The organism is Bacillus cereus group sp. BfR-BA-01330 (assembly GCF_022663885.1).
GTDB classification, from domain to species: domain Bacteria; phylum Bacillota; class Bacilli; order Bacillales; family Bacillaceae_G; genus Bacillus_A; species Bacillus_A cereus.
In genome coordinates, this window is record NZ_JAKUGK010000001.1 from 858444 (window position 1) to 872659 (window position 14216).

Here is a 14216-nt window from a genome sequence, read left to right on the forward strand (position 1 = left end):
TTCCATCGAAAGGCGCCTGTTTTTTGGAGGAAATTATGTTTGATCCAACTGCTTTTGACAATTTAAAAGTAATCGTAGAAGGTGCTGTGTATGATTTTGATCTACATGGAGATATTCTTGTAACAGATCGAAAAGATATGATGGATCTTGCTTCATTAAGTCGTATATATCATATCTCATTTCAATTAACAGAACCGTTTGAACCATTAGTAGAAGCAACATTTTCATTATCTGTGGATGCAAAGAACTTGTCTGGTGAAATACTAGAAGTGCCTCAGTTTACACCAGGTTGTGAGATGAAGCTAGCATTTTCATTCCCGTTAGAACAACCAGAAGTAAAATGTGAAGAAATTGAAACATTAATGCGTTCTATATGGGGAAAAGAAAGAATGATTATGCAGAAAGTTTCATACGAATATAATAAGCAAGCGATTTCATATCATAATAAGGTAGAGGTTCTATTTCAAAAAGCGATTACAGAAGACCATGTTGATGATTTAATAGCTGTTATTTCACACATGATAGAAACGGTGCGAACAATACAGCATTTTCTTCAAAAATAGAGATAAAGGAGAAAAACAAATGATAAAAGATATGCAACCATTTTTACAACAAGCTTGGGAGAAGGCTGGTTTTAAAGAGTTAACTGAAATTCAAAAACAAGCGATTCCAACTATTTTAGAAGGACAAGACGTTATAGCTGAATCTCCAACTGGAACAGGAAAAACATTAGCGTACTTATTACCCCTTTTACATAAAATTAATCCTGAAGTAAAACAGCCACAAGTTGTTGTTTTAGCGCCAACACGTGAACTTGTAATGCAAATTCATGAAGAGGTTCAAAAGTTTACAGCAGGAACTGAAATTTCAGGTGCATCTTTAATTGGTGGTGCAGATATTAAGCGCCAAGTTGAAAAATTAAAGAAACACCCAAGAGTAATTGTCGGTTCACCAGGCCGTATTTTAGAATTAATTCGTATGAAAAAGCTAAAAATGCATGAAGTAAAAACAATTGTATTTGATGAGTTTGATCAAATTGTAAAGCAAAAAATGATGGGCGCAGTGCAAGATGTAATTAAATCAACGATGCGCGATCGTCAATTAGTATTCTTCTCGGCGACAATGACAAAAGCGGCAGAAGATGCGGCACGTGATTTAGCAGTGGAACCACAATTAGTACGTGTAACACGTGCAGAATCAAAAAGCTTAGTTGAGCATACGTATATCATTTGTGAGCGACGCGAAAAAAATGATTACGTAAGAAGAATTATGCATATGGGCGATGTAAAAGCAGTTGCGTTCTTAAACGACCCATTCCGTTTAGATGAAATTACTGAGAAATTGAAATTCCGTAAAATGAAAGCAGCAGCTCTTCATGCAGAAGCAAGTAAACAAGAGCGTGAAGCGACAATGCGTGCTTTCCGCGGAGGGAAATTAGAAATTCTACTTGCTACTGATATTGCAGCACGCGGTATCGATATTGACGATTTAACACACGTAATTCATTTAGAGTTACCAGACACAGTAGACCAATATATTCACCGCTCAGGACGTACTGGACGTATGGGTAAAGAAGGAACTGTCGTGTCTCTTGTAACACCACAAGAAGAGCGTAAATTACTACAATTTGCGAAAAAACTAGGCATCGTATTTACGAAGCAAGAAATGTTCAAGGGATCATTTGTAGAAACGAAACCGAAAGCACCAAAGAAAAAGAAACCAGCATTTACTGGGAAGAAAAAGCCTAGATAAATGATAGGGAAGGCGTAACTATTTGTAGTTACGTCTTTTTTGTTTGTAAACAAGCGATAATGGGAATTGTATTAGTGTTTTTAATGTGCCTATCATATATATGCTTCTACTGGGAGTATCGAAAAAAGGGTAGTTTATTTATTTGGTTTATACGAGGAAATAATATAAAAAAAGTCGAATATTAAACTGACACGAAATAATAAAAAGAAGGTACACATATGGATAGGAAATTAGGAATGTTTTTAAATACGAAACATATTGAAGTAAACGAAGGAATACAAAAAGCAAGGGAATGGGATTTAGAATATATTCAATTATATGCTATGAATAAAAACTTTAACTTAGCTAATATCTCAATGGTAGAATGGAATGCTTTAAAGAAAAGCTTATCTTTTAATGGAATAAAGATTCCATCATTAGCAATTAGTTTTGGAGAAAATGGAATTATGGGAATAGAAGCTGAGAGTGCAATAGATCAGTTTAAATATATTACTGACAGAGGTTTGGGGCTTGGGGCAAAGATCATAACAGCTCATATTGGAAAAGTTCTAGATGATGAAAAAAGTGCCTACTATGATAAAATGCTACGTGTTTGTAATGAAATAGGGGACTTAGCGTTCAGATTTGGAGGATTCTTCGCCATTGAGACGGGATCTGAAAAAGCAATAGTATTAAAACGATTTTTAGAAACTGCAAACTCGAAAGGACTAGCTGTTAACTTTGACCCAGCAAATTTAATAAGTGATGTAAATGAAAATCCGGGAGAAGGTTTGTTACTACTAAAAGATTATATAGTACAAACTCATATTAAAGATTGTACAAAGGTGAAAAGCGATAGTTCAAGTAAGTATATTGAAGTCGCAGCAGGGAATGGTGAAGTAGATTTCGATATATTCTTCAAAGTATTAGATAAAATTGGATTCGACGGATATAACATGATTGAAAGAAATGATTATTTTGATGAACTGGATGGGATGAGTCAGTCGATAAATTTTGCAAAGAAGTACATACCAACTCAAAAGGAATAACGATAGTATTTGTAGAAAGCTACATAGAATATAAAAACCATTAGGGGGAAATGTAATGATCCATAAAGTAGGACAAATTATGTTATATGTAAATAATCAAGATGAGGCAGTAAATTTTTGGACGGAAAAGGTAGGGTTTCATGTAGTAGCAGAGGAAGATAACAAGCAAGGAATGAGATGGATTGAAATTGCTCCGACTAACGGTGCAGAAACGAGCATTATATTACATAATAAAGAAGTTATTTCTAAAATGAGCCCAGAATTGAATCTTGGTACACCGTCCTTAATGTTCTTCTCAGAAAATCTTGATCAATTATATACAGATTTAACAAATAAAAATGTTACTGTTGGAGAAATGGTAACTATGCCTTCTGGTAAAGTGTTTAACTTTGCTGATAGCGAAGGGAATTATTTTGCGGTTATGGAGAAGAACCAATAATAATATTGCTATGTGAAAATCCCCCTCAAATATATTTGAGGGGGATTAAATTTTTGAAGTGGATTTTTCATTAGAGAGTTGTTTAATAAAAAATACTCCTTTTTCAATAGCTGTCTCAATATAGCCAACGATTTGGTCAAACGTAAATACTTGTAAGTCTTCATGCAAATGTTGCTTTGGATATAACATATCTTCAAAAAGATACTTTCGAAATTCTAAAACGTTTTCTTTAGAAACCTCTTCAATATCCACAATGTGAGCCTCTTGATTGAGAAGAGAGAAAAGCTGTTGTTCTTGATCGTAATGATGAAGCAACTTTGCATTTAACAATTTAAAATCGTTATAGTACAGGGGGGCGATAGTTTCGTCATTCTCTATTCTATTTTTTAGCCAAGGTAGAAAAAATCCACTTAGCCAATTATCATCGGCAATGAGATGGGTATAATAGCCTAAAATAAATGGGGAATCTATATGTGATTCATATTTATGAAAAAATGAATCATAATCTATTCTTCTCGTATAGTTCTTCGTTGTACCGGCATAAAAATGTGAGGTTCCTTTTTCTTTTTTTGAATGAACAGCATCAGGGGCTACAGCTCCAAGTAAGAAAGAAGTCTTATCGTGAATAGATAGTTTCTCAGCAATACCGTTAGCGATAATAACATGCATAATTCGTGATCCCATGAATGCCACCTCTGTTTCCAGTATTCATTTCAGTAAGAGGACTGAACAGTTAGTATTACTTTCCCTGTACTTTTTCTACTTTCGACCCATTCATGTGCTTTCCCTGCATCTTGAAGTGGAAAAGATTTCGTAGCCTTAATTTGTAAACGTCCGTCACGCAAATAACGGAAAACTTCATTTGCAGTTTCTTGGAGCAGTTCAGGACGCTTTTTTCGTGTGGTTCCAAAGCTAAAACCAAGTATAGAGCGGCAACTTGCATGTAAATCTTTCGTTTGAAAGTTACCAATTTCACCGCTAGCATTACCGAAATGAACGAGGCGACCGTAAAAAGCAAGGCAGTTTAAACTTCTTTCAGAAACAGTTCCAGAAATAGAGTCCAAAATAATATTCACTCCTTCTCCGTTTGTCAGCTCATTGACTTTCTCTACAAAATCTTCAGTTTGATGACAAATTACATAATCAGCTCCAGCATCTAAAGCGATTTTTCTTTTCGTTTCACTTCCGATAGTACCGATAACTGTTCTAGCCCCTAATAGTTTTGCAAGTTGAATTGCGGTAGTACCAATCCCGCCAGCAGCTGCATGAATGAGTACAGATTCACCTTTTTGAATTCTTGCAACATTTGCGAGTAAATTATAGCTTGTAAAGGATACGATTGGACAAGCGGCTGCAGCTTGAAAGTCAACTTCATGGGGTAATACGAAAGTAAGATTTTCATTTGCAACAACGTATTCTGCGTAAGATCCATTTTGAGGAAAAGCAATGACACGTTGTCCAGGGTGAATATTTTTCACATGAGAACCGACACGTTCTACAATACCAGTGGCATCTATACCTGGAATAAAAGGTAGTGCTTTATTTCCTTTTTTGCCATAACGTGATTTAATATCAGCGAAATTTACACTAGTAGCAACTACGCGAATTAAAACTTGATCTTCTGAAATAGCCGGTATATCAAAATCTGTATATTTCATCACTTCAGGACCACCGAACGACGTTACAACGATAGCTTTCATTATATGTCCTCCTAAATTTGACTATATAAATTATTTTAAATCTTTATCAGAAATTGGAAAATTATATAATAGTTATGTGTGGTTATAAGTGAAGCTTATGAACTCAGTGGATCATTATATTAATTTATATAAAAAACTTTTTCGGAAAAATCGAACGAAATATGAATTACCTGCCAATATATAGTGTAAGACAAAGGAGGGCTGGAATATGAAGGGTGAAATAGATTACGCACATTTAATTCAATTAACTTTATCAGGCAATAAAGAAGCGTATAGCGAATTGTATGATGTAACGATTCAAGAAGTATATAAAACAGCACATTTTTTAATTGAAGATAAAACGGATGTAGATGATGTCGTTCAAGAAGTATACATACAGCTATATGAATCGCTTCGTAAATATGATAGCGAGAAGCCATTTCGCCCTTGGCTAATTGGGCTTGCGATTAAACAAATTCATTCTTATAGAAGAAAGAGGTGGATGCGACTACGAATTATAAAAAAAGCAGAAGAGCAAAGAAAGCCAGTGCAAATTGATTTTTCTAACGATGTTGTAAGTAAAATATCAAACCAAAAACTAATCGAACTCATTCATAAATTACCGTATAAATTGAAACAAGTTATTATCTTAAGATACTTACACGATTATTCACAAGAAGAAGTAGCACAAATATTACATATTCCAATCGGTACAGTGAAATCTAGAATTCATGCGGCATTAAAGAAACTACGTCAAAAAGAGCAAGTAGAAGAAATTTTTTTAGGAGAGGTAGGGAATGTGAAATGAGTTTAGATTGTAGAGTTAGGGAATCTATACAAGAAGAAGCAAAGGGTATTGTTGCCCCGCCGGATTTAAAAGAAAAAGTAATCGTGCAAATAAAAATGAAGCACGGCGGGAGTAAGAGGAAGAAACGCCTTATCGCAGGAGTACTTGCAGCAGCTCTTTTAATCCCGACGACAGGTTTTGCGTACCAATCTATTATGGCGGATGGTATATATGGATCTTTTGAGAATTTAAAAAAACATGCCGGAGCAATGACATTAGAAACGTATATGCGTTTTAATGCAAAATTATCAGAAGCGAAAGATGAAATGGGTGCGAAGGAATATGAAGAGTTTACAAAAGAACTGAAAAAATTAACTAATGCAAAGCTTGCGTACGGAGATTCGAACGGTAATATAGATTATGATCAATTATCACCAGCTAAAAAAGAGGAATTGAAAAAGGTAGTAATGGAGCTTCATCCGTATTTTGATAAATTAAATGGCCATAAATCTAGTAAAGAAGTACTAACTCCTGAAGAGTATGAACAATATATGGAGGCATTAATGTCACATCAAACTGTGTTAGTAAAAACGAAATCGAGTGGAGGGATAACAGTAGAAGAAGTACCTGAGGCGTACAAAGAAAGATTTATTAAAGCAGAGCAGTTTATGGAGTATGTAAATGAAAAGGTGCGATAAGTAAAAAGCTCAAAGCTTTAGCTTCGAGCTTTTTTTATTGAAAGAAAATAAAGTATTCAATTATATTTTTTCATCGTTGCATAATCCTTTTGTATAAAACAATCTAAAAGGGAATAACCAGCTATTAAACTAATAATCGTAACAAAAGTTGTATTTATTAGAATAATATTAACTAAATAAGGTAGGTATTCGGCAAGTGGTGAAAAGAGTAGTGCTGGGGAAAAGGAAATGAATAGTGTAGGCACTGTAATAGCAATAAATTTATCCGGTTGAAAGCTCCAGTTTTGTTTACTCGTTTCGCGATTAATAGATTGAAGGAATCGTAATAAAATGCCAACTATAAGAGGGAAGAGTGTAAAGTAGAATAATCTTGGATAAACGTTAAAGTTCACTTGTGCATCTGTATCTAAATAAAATTGAATTTTTACTCCTACAAATAATAATAAGACGATAAATAATGTGAAGCAGAGGTATAGCATCACTTTTTGCATTATATTCCACCATCCTTTACTCAAAATATATTCAAAAAAAGAAGAGATATACAATAACTACTGTTGTATATCTCTTCTTTTACTGTTAGTTAATAGTGGAGTTTGCTTTTTCTTGCTTCGTGAAATAATCAATAATGCCCATTGCGCTAATTTCTATATCTAAATGTAAAATATTATAAACGGAATGATCTGATGGAACGTTTAACTTTGTAAGATGAGAAGAGATTTTATCCATTAACAAAGTTTGCAAAGCTTTAGTAGCCTCATCGAAATCATTATATTTTTCAAAGACCTCTTTACCAGTATGAACGAAAATAGGTAACCAATGCTCCAGTTGGTTATATACTTCTGTAACATTGGATGATGCGCCGTAATGGCCGAAATAAATAGTATCTACATTCATACTTTGAATATGATTTTTAGAAGCAATCATCGCATCTGGTTGGAATTGTGAAGGAGACGTTGATGGTAGATACAGTTCTACACCAAGGTCTGCAAGTTCTCTATAATAAATTCCAATTGTATCGCCAGTGAAAATACCGTTTGTTAATGAATCGTGAATGCTAATATGGTGCTTAGCATGTCCCGGTGTATCATAAAATGTAAGGATGCGGTCTTCTGCAATTTGTAACGTATCACCATGTTGTACAATATGAACACGTTCTTCTTCAATTGGAAGAATTGGATCAAAAAGTTTATCGAAATCTTCTTTGTACACAGCTTTTGCACCTAAAATAAGTTTTGTTGGATCAATCATATGACGAGCACCACGAGAATGCACATATAACGTAGCATTTGGACACTGTTCCATCATTAAACCAGCTGCGCCAGCGTGATCTAAATGCACATGTGTAACGATAATGTTTTTAACATCGTTTAAATCAATATGTAATTGTTGTAAGCCGTCTAAAATATACGGAAGAGAAGGGGCTGCACAAGTTTCAATTAAAGTAATATCGTCACCTAATAAAACGTACGTACCTGTTCGTTCATTATGCTGTAAATCGAAATCATCAATAAGATATAGGTGAGAAGATAATTGCTCTACTTTTTTCATATTTACCACTCCTTATATACTGCATGTTTCTATTATACGCTAAAATAGAAAAAAGGCAGAAAACGAAAGCTCGTCTTCTGCCTTTTTGTAATATTATTATTTCGTTTGTTGTTTATTAATAGACATAATGAACAGTCCAACAATCCCGCCTACTAATGGAAGCATAATTTCTCCTGCTAAATTAAAATAGGAGCTTAAGAATAAACCATTTACATCGATTATCCAGCCAGTAACATACAATAACATCATATATAGTACGAAATAAAACTCGCGATTTGAAATCGTTTCATGTTGTGCAGTTTTCATAATGAACACCATCCTTTTCTTTTATAATGGAATATAAACTGTCACATTTTGTTCACATTTTAATTGTAAAACTTTCCATCATAAAAGTCTAGTAGTTTGTGTCGAATTTTTGAACAGAAATAAAGCGCTATCATTACAACTTATAAGTACGTAATAAGAGCTGTATATTCACGAATGTAGTATAGTATAAACATAGAATGATAGTGAAGAGAGGGGCAAAGACAATGACAGTTTATGATTTTTCAGCTAAAACAATTACAGGTGAAGAAAAATCGTTAAAAGATTACAAAGGAAAAGCACTTCTTATTGTCAATGTAGCTAGCAAATGTGGTTTCACACCACAATATAAAGGATTACAAGAGGTATATGATAAATATAAAGACCAAGGACTCGAAATACTCGGATTTCCTTGTAACCAATTCGGGGGACAAGAACCAGGTACAGAAGCGGACATTACTAGTTTTTGTGAATTAAACTACGGTGTAAACTTCCCGATGTTTGCAAAGGTTGATGTGAAAGGTGATAAGGCTCACCCTCTATATACATACATGACAGAACAAGCACCAGGTTTACTTGGTATGAAAGCAGTGAAATGGAATTTTACGAAGTTTTTAATCGGAAAAGACGGGAAAGTAGTAGGGCGTTTTGCTCCGCAGACGAAGCCGGTAGATTTAGAGGTTGAGATTGAGAAGGTGCTTGGGGAATAAGTAGGAGTTTCACTTTATTAAAAAACGTCTCAAAGAACAATGTAGTTCTTTGAGACGTTTTCTTTAAACTCAAATTTTCAAGATTAAATAACTGTATCAAAGCCATCTGATTTAGGTGGAGAAGCTGCTTTTTTCATAAGTACTTCCCATAAGTGTACGGATTTCTTCCATTCTACCGTAGCCTGCCCCTGTTGATACATAGCGTTCTCATAACTGGCAGTAAGTTGTTGCATATCGGCCGAGTTGTAAAGTGTATCGATATGGAGAGCGTATTCTCGGAATGTTTGACTTTCACCCCGTGGTATGCCAATTCTCGCAAATTGTTTTAAAAGTGCACCGTAAGCTTTTTGATAAACAGCATCATTTTTTCGGTATTTATAGAAATGAATAATAAGAAATGTCATCCATTTCATTCTAGTGGTGAAGAGAATGTATCCTATAATACTAATTAGTATCGTAGAGAGGAATACGTACCACCAAGAAAAACTAGTTTTAGAATTTGTGACCTTTTTAGTAGAAGCTTCTTCTGTATTTTCTATTAAACTTTTAAGTTTTGCTTCATTATTTCGTTGTTGTATTTGCTCGTTATTAGAATTATTTGCTTCGCTATTTTGTGAAATAGGAGCAGGCGTATTATTTATAAAATTATAGGGATTGGTAAATCCTTTTGTTGGTTCGAATGGAATCCATCCGTATCCTGGGAAATATACTTCGACCCAAGAGTGTGCGTTATCGTTCGTGATTGTATAAACATCCGCACCTTCTGCAGAGGCAAGTGTATTGTCAAGAGTTCCTTCTGTATAGCCTTTTACCCAGCGAGCAGGAATCCCGGCAGAACGAAGTAGTACAATCATAGACGTCGAAAAATTATTACAGTAGCCGCTTTTTGTATCGAAAAGGAATTGATCTACATAATCTTGGCTTTTGGCAGGGAATAAGACATTCGTTGATTCGTATGTAAAAGAGTTGTCTGTGAAGTAATTTTCAATAGCTAATACTTTATCATATCGGTTGTCTTTATCATTTGTAAGATTGACAGCCAAGTCTTTTACGCGCTGTGGTAATGACTCGGGAAGTTGTGTGTACTTTGTCATAAAATAAGGGTTTGTTTCTTGACCTTCATTTGTTTTTACAGCTTTCAAGTTTTCTATGGAAAACTCAGGGATCTCATATGTTACTTTATACGAATGTAAAGTAGTAGAAGAGTCTTCATTCATTGTATAAATTTTTTCTGAAAACGGGTCAACACTGTATGATACATCAGAAGAAGCCTCAACTGATACTAATCCTGCTGGATAGGTAAGGTGAGGGTAACTTTTTTGCATGGTAATTGTTGCCTCAGTCGTTTCCGTTTTTGTATTTTGTTCGTACCAGCTTACGACGTCGTTTTTATTTTTAAAAGAAATCTTTTTCGGATTTTCAGAAATTTCCCAGCCTTTTCCTGTATAGAAATCTTTTGTTTCTACTCTCCAATAGTGTTTGTTTTGCGTTCGTGCTGTGAAAACAATTGTAGGATCCGCCTTAAAAGGACCACCTAATCGCGAGTCATCTAAACCATACCCAATTGTAGAAACTTTTTGTTCTTTACTTGCTTCAGATGTGTTGAATTTTAAAAAATCCATTGGGTTTGGCCATTGAGGGCCAAATTTTGGAGCAAAGTATGCGATGGTTGCTAATAATACAATAAATATTGTAAGTGGTCTAAGTAATTTTGAGATTTCCCTAGCATAATTTTGTAAGTGTTCACGCTCTTTTATTCGTTCTACTTGAAGAAGACTAAGCATAAAAAATCCGGCGAAAACAGTTCGAATAATAGCGTAGTTTGCATTGTATAAATGTAAGTTATGAAAAGTTGCGATATAAATAATAGTCAATACAAGAAATAGAAACCCACGTTTTTTATGAATAATCCAAAATGAAGTGAAAGAACTCAAAAACCAAAATGAGAGAAAAAATAAAACCGTCGGAAAAACTGGAGAAATATCTAGTAAATTCCCTTGGAAAAATAGGGAGGAATTTCGAGACATATCAGAAAAGAATGTTGTTAGCCAAGATGGATTTATAAAAGCATTTTTATAATATAGGGAATGAATGATAAATAGGACTGTGACAATTTTTATTGGAATCTGCCACCTCGTCTGAAAAAAAGAGAGAGCGAAGCAAATTCCTATAAATGTTACGAAAATATCTAATCTACCTACATTTGTAATGCCTATAAGAGGTCTTAGCCATTCTAGTAAAAGAAGAAATACACATGCATGCATAAAGAATCTGTTCGTATCCCACTTGTATTTTGTTTGTAATGTTATCATTTGCTCACCTCAAAAAACACGTTTGTATACCGGTTTTCATAAACCGTGTTTACAAATATTTGTCGTTTTTTTAGAGTTTCTATTATACTGATTTCTCGGTGTGAAAGTTGATTCGCTTTTTCTTTCACGACAAAAACCATACATTTTCTATTTTTTATAGCAGTACAATCAGCCGACTTTTGAATATCGGGAGAAAGATTACTGGTCACGAGTATAACCGTGACGGGCTCATAAATTTTTCTTAGTTCCATTTCTACACTCTGGGAGAGCGGGAATACACTGTCTGCTTGTACTTTCGCTAAATGACAAAAGATTTGCTGCAACTGACTATCTCCATTGTCTAAAGGGAAAAAAGTTCGTTCTTTTCCGACAGACACAAATGACGCCGGTGAATTTTGCTTCAAGACAGCCCTGACAATAGAGGCAGTAAATGTGACGACTGATTCGAATAGAGGGGATTCAGTTCTGTCTATGAATATCATAATATTATGGCTGCGCTGTTGTTCAAACTCTTTCGTCATAATGTTGTTTGTTCTTGCGGTTGCTTTCCAATCAATCCATGAAAAGCGATCACCAGGTTTATAGTCTCTGACACCGACAGAGATTGTAGAGTCTTTTGCTGAATTTATATTTGCTGAAAGCGCTCCTTGTTCGAAATGATTTTCCAATTGTCGATATGCTATATCTACATACTGGGGATAGACTAAAAATGTATCTGGAACTGAAAAAGTCACTTCTTTCTCTATCATGCCGAATAAATCGCCAGTTTTGACACGAACGCTTGAAAAAGTGTGCTCGCCTCTAGGGATTGTGTCAATAACATATTGAAACGAAATATTTCGTTTCAATCCTGGGAAGAGTACTACCTTATTCATCTTTGTTTGTTTACAACTTATAAATTGTGGTGGCAGTTCATCTTCTATAACTAAATAAAGTAAGGGAAAAGGAAATTTTCTTTTTATTGTAATCGTGCTTACAAATTGTTCTCCTACTACATATCCATTTTGGTTTGTTATTCGTTTTACTTCAGCGTCCCGTAAAGCGTAGAAGGGGAGTAGTAGCGAATAAAGAGCAATGGGAATTATGCTGTAAAACAAAAACCAACTGACAAACCCTCCTTGAAGCATAGCGTACACAAATGTTAAGACTAGACATAAAGGGAGTAGCAATAACTTCATAACGTGATATAGCGCTCGCAGCATTCGTTTCATCAAGGATTCATCGTCCTTTGAGTAGGCACGGTAGTTCGTGCAACGATTTTTCCGATAACTTGTTCTCTTGTTATTCCTTCAAATTTTGCTTCCATTTTTAGAATGAGTCTATGTGCTAAAACGTAAGGAGCTAAAAATTTAACATCGTCTGGAATAACATAATTCCTGCCATGGATAAATGCATAAGCTTGTGAAGCTTTCATTAAAGCAATCGAGCCACGTGGACTTGCACCTAACTGTATAGAACTGTACGTACGAGTCTGATTAACAAGCTTTACAATGTAATGCTTAATTGCTTTGTCCATACTTACTACCCGTACGCTTTGTTGTAAATAAATTAATTCTTCTATTGTAGTAATGGTCTGTAATTGAGAGAGTGGATTTGTTTTTTCCATCCGGTTTAAAATTTCAAATTCTTCCTCTGGTGTAGGATATCCCATTTTTAGTTTCAATAAGAAACGATCGAGCTGAGCTTCTGGTAGAGAATATGTTCCTTCATATTCGACCGGATTTTGTGTAGCCATGACAAAGAACGGTTTTGGTAAAGGTCTTGTAATGCCATCTATTGTAATATTGCCTTCTTCCATACATTCAAGTAAAGCAGATTGTGTCTTTGGAGATGTACGATTAATTTCATCAGCAAGTACAAAATTCCCCATAATTGGTCCAGGCTTGAACTCAAATTGGAGCTCTTTCGGATTATAAATAGAAACTCCTGTTACATCTGACGGCAATAAATCAGGTGTAAATTGAATTCGCTTATAATCAGCATCAATGGATTTAGAAAGAGCACGTACTAGCATTGTTTTCCCGACACCAGGAACATCTTCTAATAGCACATGACCTTCAGCTAAGAGAGCTGTCGAAGCTAAGATTGTTTCTTTTCGTTTTCCGACCATTATTTTTTCAATATTATTGATTATTTTTTCTACAGTGGGATGTAATGAATCAAGCTGGGGCATCGTAATCCTCCTAATGTTATTATCGTTTTCTAATCAATTTAGTGGACATATTTCTAATTCTATATGTAGATAGTAAAGGTCTAACTTAAATTCTGAGAATATTCAGATTATTTATTTCAATTACATCTAGTATAATTGTTTCCGTAACTAAGAGCAATACAGTAAATAATGATTTGTAGTTTTATTCCTAGCTAGTAAAACCCCCCACTGATTAAAGTTTTACTTTATGAGATTTTTACGCATAATTGTAACTAAGGGAGATGATTTCAAATTGAATAAACAGAATATCAGCACAACAGTTTCAGGAGATTTAATTATTACCCATTTAATTGGAAATATAAGAACAGATGATGTGTATGAATGGTTTAATGGTTTTGAGCAAGTTTGTCAGCAATTCATTTCCGAAGGACGGAAATACAAATTGTTGGTGGATAGAAAAGGATACACGCCAAATCATTTTTCTGTTCAAAAAGCATGGAAAGATAAGTTCTTCAATGAAACTATTTTGAATCACAGTAAGGCAATTGCGTTTCTCCTTGAAGAGGGGGAGATAATGAATTATTTACAGCAAGCCAATATAAAAGAATCTGTGAAGTTTTTTGATGATTATGAACAAGCGCTAAGTTGGTTGAATGAATATCCCATATAGAAACTTTATTAAACTAGTTTCTCGCAATCAACTGGTTTATATATATCCATAATGTTGCGGTTATCGTAAAATTCATTAGCTTATCAGTTTCCAACACAATTGTTTTCTTCGCAGATTCTTGTCTAATTGCTTGTACGA

Annotated in this window: 16 protein-coding genes; 8 read left to right on the plus strand and 8 right to left on the minus strand. The window is 34.5% G+C overall.

What is annotated here, in order from left to right:
• The first annotated feature begins 35 nt into the window (after positions 1 to 35).
• From MR112_RS04420 to MR112_RS04435, 4 genes are all read left to right on the plus strand, one after another.
• Entirely contained in the window at positions 36 to 563 is a 528-nt protein-coding gene (locus MR112_RS04420; protein ID WP_000460219.1) for a hypothetical protein, read from the plus strand.
• A 19-nt stretch (positions 564 to 582) separates the two neighbouring features.
• Positions 583 to 1752: a DEAD/DEAH box helicase gene (locus MR112_RS04425; protein WP_000588613.1), complete on the plus strand. Its 1170-nt coding sequence runs from the start codon at positions 583 to 585 to the stop codon at positions 1750 to 1752.
• Positions 1753 to 1970: 218 nt separating this feature from the next.
• Positions 1971 to 2780, plus strand: a complete 810-nt coding sequence (locus tag MR112_RS04430) for a sugar phosphate isomerase/epimerase family protein (protein ID WP_242244810.1) — start codon at positions 1971 to 1973, stop codon at positions 2778 to 2780.
• Positions 2781 to 2835: 55 nt separating this feature from the next.
• Positions 2836 to 3219, plus strand: a complete 384-nt coding sequence (locus tag MR112_RS04435) for a VOC family protein (protein ID WP_000581478.1) — start codon at positions 2836 to 2838, stop codon at positions 3217 to 3219.
• A 45-nt stretch (positions 3220 to 3264) separates the two neighbouring features.
• Here MR112_RS04435 and MR112_RS04440 read toward each other — a convergent pair whose 3' ends face one another.
• Positions 3265 to 3903, minus strand: coding sequence for a zinc dependent phospholipase C family protein (locus MR112_RS04440; RefSeq protein WP_061457098.1), 639 nt, complete (start codon positions 3901 to 3903; stop codon positions 3265 to 3267).
• A 29-nt stretch (positions 3904 to 3932) separates the two neighbouring features.
• Positions 3933 to 4919, minus strand: coding sequence for a quinone oxidoreductase family protein (locus tag MR112_RS04445; RefSeq protein ID WP_242244811.1), 987 nt, complete (start codon positions 4917 to 4919; stop codon positions 3933 to 3935).
• Positions 4920 to 5127: 208 nt separating this feature from the next.
• Between MR112_RS04445 and MR112_RS04450 the strand changes: the two genes are divergently transcribed.
• Positions 5128 to 5706 (plus strand): sigma-70 family RNA polymerase sigma factor, encoded by a 579-nt coding sequence (locus MR112_RS04450; protein ID WP_000675556.1) that lies wholly within the window; start codon positions 5128 to 5130, stop codon positions 5704 to 5706.
• The gene (locus MR112_RS04455; RefSeq protein WP_078186667.1) at positions 5703 to 6383 is read left to right on the plus strand and encodes a DUF3600 domain-containing protein; all 681 of its coding nucleotides are present in this window, start codon (positions 5703 to 5705) and stop codon (positions 6381 to 6383) included. The genes MR112_RS04450 and MR112_RS04455 overlap by 4 nt, the downstream gene beginning before the upstream one ends.
• A gap of 56 nt (positions 6384 to 6439) precedes the next feature.
• Here the strand turns inward: MR112_RS04455 and MR112_RS04460 are convergent, their stop codons facing one another.
• From MR112_RS04460 to MR112_RS04470, 3 genes are all read right to left on the minus strand, one after another.
• A complete protein-coding gene (locus MR112_RS04460; protein WP_242244812.1) occupies positions 6440 to 6874 on the minus strand; it encodes a hypothetical protein in 435 nt (144 codons plus the stop codon).
• Between the two features lie 85 nt (positions 6875 to 6959).
• Positions 6960 to 7931: an MBL fold metallo-hydrolase gene (locus tag MR112_RS04465; RefSeq protein ID WP_242244813.1), complete on the minus strand. Its 972-nt coding sequence runs from the start codon at positions 7929 to 7931 to the stop codon at positions 6960 to 6962.
• A gap of 96 nt (positions 7932 to 8027) precedes the next feature.
• The gene (locus MR112_RS04470) at positions 8028 to 8237 is read right to left on the minus strand and encodes a DUF3925 domain-containing protein (RefSeq protein ID WP_226368561.1); all 210 of its coding nucleotides are present in this window, start codon (positions 8235 to 8237) and stop codon (positions 8028 to 8030) included.
• A gap of 224 nt (positions 8238 to 8461) precedes the next feature.
• On the opposite strand from MR112_RS04470, the gene bsaA reads away from it, so the two are divergent.
• On the plus strand, positions 8462 to 8944 hold the full coding sequence (gene bsaA / locus MR112_RS04475) for a glutathione peroxidase (RefSeq protein ID WP_000219440.1): 483 nt from the start codon (positions 8462 to 8464) through the stop codon (positions 8942 to 8944).
• A gap of 83 nt (positions 8945 to 9027) precedes the next feature.
• Here the strand turns inward: bsaA and MR112_RS04480 are convergent, their stop codons facing one another.
• From MR112_RS04480 to MR112_RS04490, 3 genes are read right to left on the minus strand one after another with little or no spacing between them, the layout of a single operon-like run.
• Positions 9028 to 11256, minus strand: a complete 2229-nt coding sequence (locus MR112_RS04480; protein ID WP_226368560.1) for a transglutaminase TgpA family protein — start codon at positions 11254 to 11256, stop codon at positions 9028 to 9030.
• Entirely contained in the window at positions 11253 to 12467 is a 1215-nt protein-coding gene (locus tag MR112_RS04485; protein WP_226368559.1) for a DUF58 domain-containing protein, read from the minus strand. The genes MR112_RS04480 and MR112_RS04485 overlap by 4 nt, the downstream gene beginning before the upstream one ends.
• Entirely contained in the window at positions 12467 to 13429 is a 963-nt protein-coding gene (locus MR112_RS04490) for an AAA family ATPase (RefSeq protein ID WP_226368558.1), read from the minus strand. Before MR112_RS04490 ends, MR112_RS04485 begins: the two co-directional genes overlap by 1 nt.
• A 226-nt stretch (positions 13430 to 13655) precedes the next feature.
• On the opposite strand from MR112_RS04490, the gene MR112_RS04495 reads away from it, so the two are divergent.
• A complete protein-coding gene (locus MR112_RS04495; protein ID WP_078404081.1) occupies positions 13656 to 14078 on the plus strand; it encodes a SpoIIAA family protein in 423 nt (140 codons plus the stop codon).
• Positions 14079 to 14216 lie beyond the last annotated feature (138 nt).

What these genes read in the sequence shown, in the direction of transcription:
- MR112_RS04465 (WP_242244813.1), bottom strand. Translation starts at nt 7,931, where the DNA reads ATGAAAAAAGTAGAGCAATTATCTTCTCACCTATATCTTATTGATGAT.
- bsaA (WP_000219440.1), top strand. Translation starts at nt 8,462, where the DNA reads ATGACAGTTTATGATTTTTCAGCTAAAACAATTACAGGTGAAGAAAAA.
- MR112_RS04495 (WP_078404081.1), top strand. Translation starts at nt 13,656, where the DNA reads ATGAGATTTTTACGCATAATTGTAACTAAGGGAGATGATTTCAAATTG.
- MR112_RS04440 (WP_061457098.1), bottom strand. Translation starts at nt 3,903, where the DNA reads ATGGGATCACGAATTATGCATGTTATTATCGCTAACGGTATTGCTGAG.
- MR112_RS04480 (WP_226368560.1), bottom strand. Translation starts at nt 11,256, where the DNA reads ATGATAACATTACAAACAAAATACAAGTGGGATACGAACAGATTCTTT.
- MR112_RS04430 (WP_242244810.1), top strand. Translation starts at nt 1,971, where the DNA reads ATGGATAGGAAATTAGGAATGTTTTTAAATACGAAACATATTGAAGTA.
- MR112_RS04485 (WP_226368559.1), bottom strand. Translation starts at nt 12,467, where the DNA reads ATGAAACGAATGCTGCGAGCGCTATATCACGTTATGAAGTTATTGCTA.
- MR112_RS04445 (WP_242244811.1), bottom strand. Translation starts at nt 4,919, where the DNA reads ATGAAAGCTATCGTTGTAACGTCGTTCGGTGGTCCTGAAGTGATGAAA.
- MR112_RS04425 (WP_000588613.1), top strand. Translation starts at nt 583, where the DNA reads ATGATAAAAGATATGCAACCATTTTTACAACAAGCTTGGGAGAAGGCT.
- MR112_RS04455 (WP_078186667.1), top strand. Translation starts at nt 5,703, where the DNA reads ATGAGTTTAGATTGTAGAGTTAGGGAATCTATACAAGAAGAAGCAAAG.
- MR112_RS04435 (WP_000581478.1), top strand. Translation starts at nt 2,836, where the DNA reads ATGATCCATAAAGTAGGACAAATTATGTTATATGTAAATAATCAAGAT.
- MR112_RS04490 (WP_226368558.1), bottom strand. Translation starts at nt 13,429, where the DNA reads ATGCCCCAGCTTGATTCATTACATCCCACTGTAGAAAAAATAATCAAT.
- MR112_RS04450 (WP_000675556.1), top strand. Translation starts at nt 5,128, where the DNA reads ATGAAGGGTGAAATAGATTACGCACATTTAATTCAATTAACTTTATCA.
- MR112_RS04460 (WP_242244812.1), bottom strand. Translation starts at nt 6,874, where the DNA reads ATGCAAAAAGTGATGCTATACCTCTGCTTCACATTATTTATCGTCTTA.
- MR112_RS04420 (WP_000460219.1), top strand. Translation starts at nt 36, where the DNA reads ATGTTTGATCCAACTGCTTTTGACAATTTAAAAGTAATCGTAGAAGGT.
- MR112_RS04470 (WP_226368561.1), bottom strand. Translation starts at nt 8,237, where the DNA reads ATGAAAACTGCACAACATGAAACGATTTCAAATCGCGAGTTTTATTTC.